Genomic DNA, 11,189 nt, shown 5'->3' with positions numbered 1-11,189 from the left:
AGCAGCTCCAGTCCCTGAACATCCGTTTTTTCTTCGCGCGCTACGTCGGTAGCGCCCGCTGTACCGACCGATCCGATCTGGTACCGAGACCGCACACGGGCGCAACGACAAAACATATAGGACGGTTTGGCTAACGTACAGCAAATGAGCGAGACGGTGCTGCAGGCGGGCGTCGACGTGGCGGGGCTGTCGTTCGAGCCAGTCGCCGTCTCCGAGCCGCTGATGTGGCTCGTTCTCGCGGCGTTTCTCGGGAGCTCGCTGGTCGCCGTGTACGACGACGGACTCGCCCGCCCCGTCGCGACCGCGGGCTGGGTCCTGTTCGGCGCGTACTGGCTCGTCCTCGCGCCACACTTCATCCTGATACAGAAGAGCGTCATCGAGGGACTCGGAAGCGTCGCCGCGGTTCCGCTGTCGCTGTACGCCGGCTACCTGCTGTGGAACGGGCGCGAGTCGCTGCTCGTTCTGACGCGGGCAATCGGCGTCATGGGGCTCATCTACGTACCGTTCCTGACGATCGCCCCGCTCCGGGAGGCGATCATCGAGTCGGTCACCGATCAGGTGGCGTTCCTGATGACGCTCGTGGGCCACGACCCGCTCGTGGTCGACGGGCTATCGCACAGCGGAATCGAGATCACGGGAAAACAGTACCCCTACGAGAACACGTTCTGGTTCGAGGGCGAGGGCAGGCCGATCACCTACACGATCATCCTCGCCTGTACGGGCATCGGGAGCATCTCCATCTTCGCGGGCGGCATCCTCGCCGTCGACGCGCCGTGGCGGCGCAAACTCAGGACGCTTGCGGTGACGGTCGGCATCATCTACGTCCTGAACCTGTTCCGAAACGTCATCATCGGCCTCGCGTTCGGCCTCCAGAAGGCGCAGTTCTTCGAGGGGGCGATCATGACGCTGTTCGGCATCAGCGATCCGCGTCTGGTGTCGTACTACATCGTCGACCGCATCCTCGCCCAGACCGGCTCCGTCCTCGTGCTCGTCGCACTCACGTGGGTGCTCATGCGCGAACTCCCCGAGCTAGCGGTCATCGTCGAGGACCTGCTGTACCTGGTGACCGGAACGGAGTACGACCTCGGAGCGACGTTCGAGGCAGACGAGACGGACCCGGGGACGCCGACGCCCGGCGACGACTGACGGTGTGAGAACGACGCAGCGATTCACTCGACCGGAGCACCAGCGAACGCCGCCAGCGCGTCCCGTTCGAGGGGGTGCAGCGACCCGGGAATGACCAGTAAGTGGAGCGGGTCGCCGAAGGTCCGCGTAGCGAGTTCGTCGAGCGTGTCGGCGACGACTAGCGGGTCTGGGCTGCCGGCTCTGGCGACGACGACACCGAGCGTGTCTGGGAACGACTCCGCGAGAAGGGTGGCCGCGGCGTCGGCGGTCATGTACGTGTCGTCGCTGTCGTCCCAGTGGGGGTCGTCCACCTTGATGTCGAGGTAGACGAGGGTGTGGAGGTCGCGCTCGCGGTTGTCCTCGATGGTGGCGACGACGCTGTCGGGGACGCCGTCGCCGCCGTGGGCGTCCTCGAATGGGAGCGTCGTGGCCTTGCCGAAGCGGTAGTTTTGCAGGCCGGTCAGCGACCCGGCAGCGGTCTGGGCGGTGGTCCCGTGGACGATTCGCGTCTCGATGCCGCACTCCTCGGCGCGAAGCCGGAGGTCCGCGTGCGTCGTCGAGACCATCGTGTCGCCGGCGGTGCAGAACACCACGTCCTCGCCTTCGGCGGCCGAGAGGATCGGCTCCGGGTCCTGCTCGATGCCCGCGCGGTCGCGGACCTCGATGGTCGTGTTGAGCGTCGATTCGAGCGTCTCTAGGTCGGTTCCGACCAGTCGACTGGTGTAGAACTCCGCGAAGACGCGGTCGGCGTCGCGGATGGCGTCGCGGCCGGCGACCGTGACGGAGCGTTCGTCGTAGAGCCCGAGTCCGACGAAGGTGAGCATACCGGCAGTGGGGTAGCGCCGGGCATAAAGGGCGCGAAGCGTCAGGCTTACCGCCCGCGGTCGGGGAGACGTAGTATGGGCGTTCCCTGCGTTCGCGTGCCGCGCGAGGACGGCGAGTCGACGCGCAGTCGGCTCGCAGCGGCGGATCTCGTCGACGACGGATACGATATCACCGCGGCGGACGGCAGCCTGTACGTGCCGGTGACGGACCCGGCGGCAGTGCCGGACGACCTCGACGTGGTCGAGTTCGACCCGCCGGTCCGCGAGGGCCAGACGATGCCGGCCGACGAACTCGGCTTCGACCCGAGCTACGAGCGCATCGGCGACGTGGTGATCGTCGACGAGGACGACAACGAGCGGGCGAGGGAGATCGCCGACGCTATCGCCGCGTCAGACCTGCCGGTGCGGACGGTGTTGAACCGCGCGTCGAAAGTCAAGGGCGAGCAGCGCGTCCGCGAGTGGGACGTGCTGGTCGGCGAGAGCACGGAAGTCGTTCACCGGGAGTACGGCTGTGAGTTCGCGCTGGACCTCGCCGAGGTGTACTTCTCGCCCCGGCTGGCGACCGAGCGACACCGCGTCGTCGAGCAGGTCATCGAGGGCGAGCGGGCCTTCGACATGTTCGCCGGCGTCGGCCCGTTCGTCGTCCCCTTTGCGAAGCGCGGGGCGACCTGCGTCGGGACCGACATCAACGAGACGGCAATCGAGTACCTGCGGGCGAACGCCGAGCGAAACGGCGTCGCCGACCGAGTGACGGGCATCTGTGGCGACGTGCGCGAGGTGGCCGACGACTACGAGGGGTGGGCCGACCGACTCGTGATGAACCTCCCGCACAGCGCCGACGAGTTCCTCGACACCGCCGTCCGACTGGCGGGGTCCGAGTGCGTGCTTCACTACTACGACATCCAGCACGAAGACGACCCGTTCGGGCCGGGCGAGCGAGCCATCCGGGCGGCCGCCGAACCCACCTACGACGTGACGGTCGAGACGCGACACATCGTTCGGTCGTACGCACCGCATGAGCACAACGTCGTTCTGGACGTTCGTTTGACAGAATAAGACGAACAATTATGTACATTGCTCCGATGATGGAACGTAGTGGCAGATGGGTGTGAGCGAGGTAGACGAGATAGACGTCCACGACATCTCGCCGATGGCGTGGCGACTCCTGCGGGTCGCCGCGGGCTTCGGGCAGCGAGAGGTCGAGGTCGAGATCGACGACATCATGCAGGCTCACATCTCCATGCTTGAGAACAACAATCGGAGTCTCTCACAGGAGCGACTCGACGTGCTGTTCGACCTGTATCGCTCCGAACTGACGGACGAGCAGGTCTGCGTGCTGGTAGCGAACTTCTAACTATGACCGAACAACGAGACGAGAGAGCGGAACGACGGCGGAGGGGGCGACCGTGACGTGGGCCGGTCGTGCGACGCCACGGCGGACGGCGGCGTCGCTCGTGCTCGCGCTCGTCGTGACGGGAGCCATCGCCGCCGCACCGACGCCGGCGCGACTCGACGTGGCGGCCCAGTACGCGCTCGCGACGATGGCGCTGGCGGCGATCCTGTGGGTGACGAACGCGCTCCCGCTGTCGGTGACGGCGCTGCTCATCCCCGTCGCGCTGACCGTCTTCGGCATCTACGACACGATGGAGCCGGCGCTGTCGGGCTTTGCGGACCCGCTCATCTACCTGTTCGTCGCGGGGTTCATGCTCGCCGAGGCGCTCCAGACTCACAACATCGACCGGCGGATCGCGCTGTACCTCATCGGTTGGATGGGACGCTCGCCCAGGCTACTCATCCTCGCGATCATGGTCGCGACGGCGTTTCTCTCGATGTGGGTGTCGAACACGGCGACGACGGCGATGATGACGCCGGTCGCGCTCGGCGTTCTCGCAGAGGTCGTCGGCAGAGAGATTCCCGACGGCGAGGCGTCGAACATGCGGATCGCGACCCTGCTCGGGACGGCCTACGCGGCGAGCGTCGGCGGTGTCGGGACACTGATCGGGACGCCGCCGAACGTGGTCGCCGTGGCTTTCCTCGACCGCCTCGCCGGCGTCGAGATCTCCTTCGCCCAGTGGCTGGTGGTCGGCCTGCCGATCGTGGTGTTGACCCTGCCGCTCACCTGGTACGTCCTGACGTTCTGGCTGTACCCGCCGGAGGTCGAGGACGTGAGCGACGCGCAGGCACAGGCCAGCAAGTATCTGGAGGAGGAGGGGGCGCTCTCACAGAGCGGCCGCCGCGCGGCGTACATCTTCGCAGCGACGGCCGTCCTGTGGATGCTCGGCGGCCTCGGCTTCCTGTTCGAGGGGGTGCTCCCCGAGACGGTGTTCGTGACGCTGTTCGGCGGCGCGGGACCGACCGTCTTCGGACTGGAGGGACACCGCGGAATCCTCTACTTCGTCGTCGTCGGTCTGCTCGCCATCCCCGCACTGGTGCTCTCGGGGGCCGACGACTGGGAGAACCTGATCGACATCGACTGGGGGACCATCGTCCTGTTCGGCGGCGGTCTCTCGCTCGCGGACGCGCTGGCCGAGACGGATGCGACCCAGTGGTTGGCCCGCTCCGTCTTCGATGCGGTCGTCAACGCGCCGCTCGCGCTCGTCGTCCTCGCGGTCATCGTCTTCACCGTGCTCGTGACGGAACTGTCCTCGAACACGGCGACGACGACCATCCTCGCGCCGGTCCTCATCAGCCTCGGGAGCGTCCTCGCCGGGACGCTCGGCGTCGACCCGGTGCACGCGGCTATCACGCTGGCGATCACCGGCGCGATAGCCGCGAGTTTCGCCTTCGCGCTCCCGGTCGCCACCCCGCCAAACGCCATCGTCTTCGGCAGCGGCCACCTGGACCAGCGGGACATGATCCGCGCGGGCCTCGTGCTGAACGTCCTGATGACTCTCGTCCTGACGGCGCTCGTCGTCGTCTCCTTCTCGCTGTTCTGGCCGCACGTTTTGTGGTAACGGTTCGCTAGAGTAACAATTGAAGCGATTTACACACCGATCGCACTGCCCTCGTGCGATCGGGTGTGCGTTGACTTTCAATGGCTACTCCAGCACCCACGCCCGCCGCCGGTTACGGGACAAGTGACAACGCGGAAACTATCACGAACAACTATCCTTAACATTTATTAGGGTAAATCACAACGGTCAGTATAGGCCGTGTATCACTGATACACGACCGGCTCGAAACCTATGACGGGAACACAAGACCGACGCACGTTTCTGAAGGTCGCGGGAAGCACAGGTGTCCTGGGGCTCACCGGCCTCGCAGGCTGTTCCGGTGACGGTGGCGACGGCGGTGGCGGTGACGGCGGTGACGGTGGAAGCGACGGCGGCAGCGGTAGTGACGGCGGCAGCAACGACGGTGGTTCGACCGGCGAGAGCGGGAGCGGTACGAGCGTCATCACGCTCGGCGGCTCGATGAGCCTCACCGGCGACAACGCCGACCTCGGCAAGCTGTACAAGGACGCGTACGAACTGACGATCCAGCGCATCAACGAGTCCGGCGGCATCGAGGCCGGCGACGGCAACACCTACGAGCTGGAGATGATCCTGCGGGACGACGGGACCGACGCCTCCCAGTCGAAGTCCATCTACCAGGAGCTCATCGACCGCGAGGGCGTCGACTACCTGCTCGGCCCTTACTCCAGTACGGTGACGCTGCCGGCCAGCGCAGTCGCCGCGCAGAACCAGAAGCCGATGGTCGAGGGCGGCGGCGCGAGCCCGGAGATCTTCGCGCAGGGCAACGAGTGGATCTTCGGCCTGCTCCCGACGGCCAACAAGTACGCGAAGAGCTTCATCGACATGTGTACGGCCCAGGACTCCGCGCCGGAGTCCATCGCCATCCTCGCAGAGGACGGGACGTTCAGTCAGTCGACCGCCGAGGGTGCGCGCCAGAAGATCCAGCAGACGGACCTCGAACTGGTCGTCGACCAGACGTTCCCCTCGGACACGTCCGACCTCTCGACGAACCTCGGCCGAGTGCGAGACAACGACGCCGACGTCCTGCTTTTGTGTGCCCACCAGAAGCACAACATCATCCTGGCGAATCAGATGGAGAGCCAGAACGTCAACCCCGACGCCGTGATGGGGACGGTCGGCAGCCTCAACGACTCCTTCAAGAACGAGGTCGGAGCCAACGGAAACTACATGTACGGGCCGTCCTCGTGGGCAGTCAACGCGAACTTCGACGACCCGGTGTACGGCAAGACCGGCGACTTCGTCGCCGCTATCGAGGAGAACTACGACTACACGCCGGACTACCACAGCGCGGCCGGTGAGGCGGTCATTCTCACCTACATGAACGCCTTCCAGAACGTCTCCGAGCTCGGGCCGACGGCGGTGCGCGACCACATCCGCCAGGCCGAGTTCTCCTCGGTGTACGGGACGGTCGCTTTCGACGACAGCGGGGTCATCAACAAGAACATGCTGGTCTACCAGTGGCAGCCCGATCCCGGTCTCCAGATCGTCCACCCGAGCAACGTGGCTCAGTCGGACCCGGTCTACCCGATGCCCGCCTGGAGCGAGCGCTGAGACACATGGCCGCCACCCAATTCGTCGTCAACGGACTGCTCGTCGGTGCGCTGTTCGCAGCCGTGGCGGTCGGATTCGCGCTCATCTGGGGCGTCGTCGACATCATCAACCTCGCCCACGGCGAGATGGTCATGCTCGGCGGCTACACGTCCTACTGGGTCCTGTCGTTCGTGACCGGGAACGCCGAGGGGTCGCCGGTGCTGTTCCTGGCGACGATCCCGGTCGCCATCGCCGTGCTGTTCGTCGTCGGCTACGCGCTCCAGCGGACGCTCGTCTCCAGAGTCATCGGCACCGACATCTTCCTGACCCTGCTGGTGACCTTCGGCGCGAGCATCGCCATCCAGCAGCTGGCGATCCAGGCGTGGTCGGCGAACCCGCGCTCCATCCAGGTCCGATTCGCCGAGCCGTCGATGACGCTCGGCGGGATCGTCGTGCCGAAGATGAAGCTCGTCGCCTTCGTCGGCGCGATCGTGCTGACCGCGCTGCTGTACGTCTTCCTCCAGAAGACGCGCACGGGACGCGCCATCCGCGCCGTCTCGCAGAACCCCGAGGCGGCCGCATTGGTCGGGATCGACGTGGAGCACACCCGCGCGGTGACCTTCGGCGTCTCGTCGGCCATCGCCGGCGGCGTCGGTTCGTTCATCGCCGTCATCCTGAACATCCAGCCGCAGATGGGGCTCATCTACACGCTGAAGAGCTTCGTCATCGTGGTGTTCGGCGGCGTCGGGAGCATTCCCGGCGCGCTCGTCGGCGGCCTCCTGCTTGGCTCCGTCGAGGAACTCGTCGCCGGGTTCGTCTCCTCGCAGTGGACGCTCGCGGTGACGTTCACGGCGCTCATCGTGCTCCTCGTGGTCAAGCCCGAGGGCCTGTTCGGCAAGGGGGCAGAGCAATGAGTACGAGCGACGAGGACTCTCGCGGCGCGCTCAGGTCGATCCTCCCGCCGGAGTCGGTCGATCGGTTCCTCGACACGTGCAACGAGCACGGGTGGCTGTTGCTCGGCCTCGGGACGGCCACAGCGGTCTCGCTTCCCCTGCTCGGCCTGGAGGCCGGCTACTTCATGACTGTCATCACCGAGATGTTCCTGTTCGCCATCCTGGCGCTGTCGTGGGACATCGTCGGCGGACAGACCGGCTACCCGAGTTTCGGGAACATGGCCTTCTTCGGCATCGGCGCGTACACCACCGCAATCCTGACGAAGGACTTCGCGTTCGCCTTCCCGGTCGCCTTCGTTCTCGCGGGGCTCGTCGCCGTGACGCTCGCCGCTGTCATCGGCGCGGTCGTGCTCAGACTGCGCGGGCACTACTTCGCCATCGCGACGCTCGGCGTCCTGCTGGCCGCACAGCAGGTCTCGCGCATCCTCGACATCACTGGCGGTGCGAGCGGGAAGATACTGCTCCAGACGCCGTCGGGAGAGACCTTCTACTATCTCTTCCTCGCAGTGTTGATCGTCGAGATGGGCGTGGTGTACTACCTCTCCAGTACGCGCTTTGGCTTCGTCCTCAACGCCATCCGCGACGACGAGGAGAAGGCGACCGCGATGGGGTTCAACACCACCTACTACAAGACGGCTGCCTGGATGCTGGCCGCGCTGTTCACCGGCTTCGCCGGCGGCGCGTACAGCCTGTTCAACACGTTTATCGACCCGCAGACGGCCTACAACGGCGCGTGGAACGTCGAACTCATCGCCATGGCGCTGCTGGGCGGGTCCGGCACCGTCGCCGGCCCGGTCATCGGAGCGTTCGGCCTCCACACCATCATCGAACTCGTCGAATCGTACGCCGTCGGGTGGCAGCTGGTCCTGCTGGGCCTGGCCGTCATCGTCACGGTGATCGGTTTCCCCAACGGACTGGTCGGAACCCTGCGCGAGTACGGCAGCGAGATGGAGTACTACAAGCACGGCGGCATGGCCGCCACGAACGACGACACGAAGGTGAGCGCGGATGAGTAAAGCGACGTCCGGTACCGAGACCGCCGTCGACAGCGACCGAGCGGTACTCCGAACCGACGGTATCACGAAGCGGTTCGGCGGCCTCACCGCCGTCAGCGACGTGGACGTGGAGATCCACCGCGGTGAGATCGTCGGCCTCATCGGCCCGAACGGGGCCGGGAAGTCGACCCTGTTCAACTGCATCACCGGGACGCTGACCCCCGACGAGGGGCATGTCTATCTGCAGGGTGAAGACGTGACGGCCTGGCCCGAGCACAAGATCGCCCGGGCCGGCCTCGGCCGGATGTTCCAGGAGACGCGTATCTTCGGGGACATGTCCGTCCGCAAGAACCTGCTGCTGGCCGCCCAGGAAGGCGGGGCCGACGTGGGGAACCTCCTGCGTCGCCCGGACGACTCGCTGCTTTCCCGGACCGACGAACTCCTCGACTACGTCGACCTCGCCGGCCTCGCGGACACCCGCGCCGGCCGGATGAGCTTCGGCCAGCAGAAGCTGCTGGAGTTCGCGATGGAGCTGATGTCCGAGCCGGAGATCCTGCTGATGGACGAGCCGGCCGGGGGAATCAACCCATCGATGCTGGAGAACCTCATCGACTACATCCGCAACGCCAACGAGGACGAGGAGACGACCATCTTCCTCATCGAACACAACATGGACTTCGTCATGGAGATCGCAGACCGAATCTACGTCCTGGCACACGGCGAACGCATCGCCGAGGGGACGCCCGCGGAGATACAGAACGACCAGCGCGTCCTCGACGCCTACCTCGGGAGGGAATGAGCATGGCGACGACACCAGACGACGCCGTCGAGACGACGACGGATCCCATCCTCCGGATGGAGAACGTCACGTCCGGCTACGGCAACACGACCGTGCTCCACGACGTGAGTATCGCCGTCGAGGACGAACAGATCGCCTGCCTCATCGGCCCCAACGGCTCCGGGAAGTCCACGCTGATGAAGAGCATCTACGGCTTCGCGGACGTCCAGTCCGGGACGGTCACGCTCCGCGGGAACGACATCACCGGCCGCTCCCCGCAGGACAACCTCGCCAACGGGATGAGCTACGTCCTGCAGGACGCCAGCGTCTTCCCGGGGATGAGCGTCCACGAGAACATGCTGATGGGGGGCTACGTGTTCAACGACGACGACCGGGCCGCCGCACGCGCCGAGGAACTCTACGACGAGTTCCCGGTGCTCGGCGACATCCGCGGCCAGAAGGCCGGGACGCTCTCGGGCGGCCAGCGCCGCCTGCTCGAACTGGCCCGGGCGCTGATGGTCGACCCCGACGTGATGATGCTCGACGAGCCGTCTATCGGGCTCGAACCCCGGTTTATCGACGACGTGTTCGAGCGCATCGAACAGCTCAACGACCTCGGGACGACCATCCTGCTGGTCGAACAGAACGCCGAGAAGGGGCTGTCCGTCGCCGACCGCGGCTTCGTCCTCGCAAGCGGCGAGATCAAGTTCACCGGCACCGGGACCGAACTGCTTAACGACGAGGAAGTCGGACGACTCTACCTGGGAGGTTGACTGATGTACACGATACTGGTCCCCGTCGACGCCGACGAAGATCGCGCCCGCGGACAGGCCGCCTTCGTCTCTGAACTGCCGGCCGCCGATACCGACATCGAGGCCGTGATCACCCACGCGCTCACCGGCGAAGAGGTGGACGCGCCCGAGGAGATCCGCAACGTCGAGCGGATTGCGACGGTCCGCCTCGTCCGCGACTACCTCGAAGAGCGCGACGTCGACGTCCGGCTCGCGGAGGGGCAACAGCCCCCGGCCGACGGGATCCTCTCCCTCGCCGAGGAGTTCGACGCCAACCACATCGCGATGGGATCCAGAAAGCGGTCTCCGACCGGCAAGGCCGTCTTCGGCAGCGTCTCACAGCAGGTCCTGCTCGAAGCCGACGTGCCGGTCACCGTGGTCGGCGCTCGCGAGGAGTGAGAGGCACTCCCTCGCCGGGTCCGATTCGCAATCCTTATTGCGGTTATCGGTCCAAGAACGAAGTACGCGAACCGCGCGCCGGTGTAGCTCAGACTGGCTAGAGCGAATCCTTCGTAAGGATTAGGCCGAGGGTTCAAATCCCTCCACCGGCTTTTTGCTGCGAACAAATCGTGAGCAGCAAACGCTGTTGTGGGATTTGAACGAGAGAACGCGCAGCGCGAGCGTGGCGAGTGACCGTGTTCACGTGGTTCACACTCACTCCACCGGCGTTCTGTGACGAGCGGACGTGAAGAGCGAACGTCGTCGACCATTTCTGTCCCAACACTCGGAATCCAGGGGCTCGCACTTCTGATGACGTAATAAACGATCCTCACTGATGGGGCGACACCGCCTCGGCGACGCGAGGCCAAGACTCGACCGTACACGATGCTGGCACGCGACAGTGCGCTCCCGACACGGCGACGGATCGCTCGGCGACCGGCCTTCCCGCTCGCTAGCGGCGGTGATCGGTGATGGGCTTTCGAGACCGCTGTCATCGCGACGCCGACGCGGCGGTGGAGTGCATCGCCTGCGGCGAGACCGTCTCACGGTCGGACGCGCGGGAGTACGACAAGCACGGCGACCGCTGGGACCGCGACGACAAGTCCTTCGAGTACCTCTGTAAGCCCTGTTACGGGGAGTACTGTCACTTCGACCGGGCCGGGCTGGAAGACCGCCTCGTTGCGGCCGGGGCCGGGACCGTGAGCCGAGGCGAGTTCCTCCGACGGTATCACGACCTGGCCGACGGGGAACGCACCCGGACCGAGCGGCGCTGACCGG

At 65.9% G+C, this 11,189-nt stretch carries 12 protein-coding genes and 1 tRNA gene; 12 read left to right on the top strand and 1 reads right to left on the bottom strand.

The genetic code is table 11. The features are described from left to right. Positions 1 to 144: 144 nt before the first annotated feature. Entirely contained in the window at positions 145 to 1,146 is a 1,002-nt protein-coding gene (gene artA / locus ACOZ4I_RS10685) for an archaeosortase A (RefSeq protein ID WP_423999332.1), read from the top strand. Positions 1,147 to 1,169: 23 nt separating this feature from the next. On the opposite strand, the gene dph5 is transcribed toward artA, so the two are convergent. Then, positions 1,170 to 1,949, bottom strand: a complete 780-nt coding sequence (gene dph5 / locus ACOZ4I_RS10680) for a diphthine synthase (protein WP_423999330.1) — start codon at positions 1,947 to 1,949, stop codon at positions 1,170 to 1,172. Between the two features lie 75 nt (positions 1,950 to 2,024). On the opposite strand from dph5, the gene ACOZ4I_RS10675 reads away from it, so the two are divergent. The 11 genes from ACOZ4I_RS10675 (at position 2,025) to ACOZ4I_RS10625 (ending at position 11,185) form a co-directional block, all read left to right on the top strand. Further along, positions 2,025 to 3,005 (top strand): class I SAM-dependent methyltransferase, encoded by a 981-nt coding sequence (locus ACOZ4I_RS10675; protein WP_423999328.1) that lies wholly within the window; start codon positions 2,025 to 2,027, stop codon positions 3,003 to 3,005. A 46-nt stretch (positions 3,006 to 3,051) separates the two neighbouring features. Next, positions 3,052 to 3,303, top strand: coding sequence for a helix-turn-helix domain-containing protein (locus ACOZ4I_RS10670; protein WP_423999326.1), 252 nt, complete (start codon positions 3,052 to 3,054; stop codon positions 3,301 to 3,303). A gap of 52 nt (positions 3,304 to 3,355) precedes the next feature. Continuing rightward, a complete protein-coding gene (locus tag ACOZ4I_RS10665; RefSeq protein ID WP_423999324.1) occupies positions 3,356 to 4,903 on the top strand; it encodes an SLC13 family permease in 1,548 nt (515 codons plus the stop codon). Positions 4,904 to 5,134: 231 nt separating this feature from the next. Then, entirely contained in the window at positions 5,135 to 6,475 is a 1,341-nt protein-coding gene (locus ACOZ4I_RS10660) for an amino acid ABC transporter substrate-binding protein (RefSeq protein WP_423999322.1), read from the top strand. A 5-nt stretch (positions 6,476 to 6,480) separates the two neighbouring features. Then, positions 6,481 to 7,368: a branched-chain amino acid ABC transporter permease gene (locus tag ACOZ4I_RS10655; protein ID WP_423999320.1), complete on the top strand. Its 888-nt coding sequence runs from the start codon at positions 6,481 to 6,483 to the stop codon at positions 7,366 to 7,368. Further along, positions 7,365 to 8,423 carry a branched-chain amino acid ABC transporter permease gene (locus tag ACOZ4I_RS10650; protein WP_423999318.1) on the top strand — a complete coding sequence of 353 codons (1,059 nt, stop codon included), beginning with the start codon at positions 7,365 to 7,367 and terminating at the stop codon, positions 8,421 to 8,423. Before ACOZ4I_RS10655 ends, ACOZ4I_RS10650 begins: the two co-directional genes overlap by 4 nt. After that, positions 8,416 to 9,201, top strand: a complete 786-nt coding sequence (locus ACOZ4I_RS10645; RefSeq protein ID WP_423999316.1) for an ABC transporter ATP-binding protein — start codon at positions 8,416 to 8,418, stop codon at positions 9,199 to 9,201. The genes ACOZ4I_RS10650 and ACOZ4I_RS10645 overlap by 8 nt, the downstream gene beginning before the upstream one ends. A gap of 2 nt (positions 9,202 to 9,203) precedes the next feature. Beyond that, positions 9,204 to 9,953 carry an ABC transporter ATP-binding protein gene (locus tag ACOZ4I_RS10640; RefSeq protein WP_423999314.1) on the top strand — a complete coding sequence of 250 codons (750 nt, stop codon included), beginning with the start codon at positions 9,204 to 9,206 and terminating at the stop codon, positions 9,951 to 9,953. A gap of 3 nt (positions 9,954 to 9,956) precedes the next feature. Next, on the top strand, positions 9,957 to 10,370 hold the full coding sequence (locus ACOZ4I_RS10635; protein WP_423999312.1) for a universal stress protein: 414 nt from the start codon (positions 9,957 to 9,959) through the stop codon (positions 10,368 to 10,370). 77 nt (positions 10,371 to 10,447) lie between these two features. Next, a tRNA-Thr gene (locus ACOZ4I_RS10630) sits at positions 10,448 to 10,522 on the top strand. A gap of 360 nt (positions 10,523 to 10,882) precedes the next feature. After that, entirely contained in the window at positions 10,883 to 11,185 is a 303-nt protein-coding gene (locus tag ACOZ4I_RS10625; protein ID WP_423999310.1) for a DUF7562 family protein, read from the top strand. The last annotated feature ends 4 nt before the right edge of the window (positions 11,186 to 11,189 follow it).

The organism is Haloarcula salina, assembly GCF_049603855.1.
Taxonomy (GTDB): domain Archaea; phylum Halobacteriota; class Halobacteria; order Halobacteriales; family Haloarculaceae; genus Haloarcula; species Haloarcula salina_A.
The sequence above is the reverse complement of the archived record's forward strand: the minus strand, read 5'-3'. Positions and strand labels throughout refer to the sequence as shown.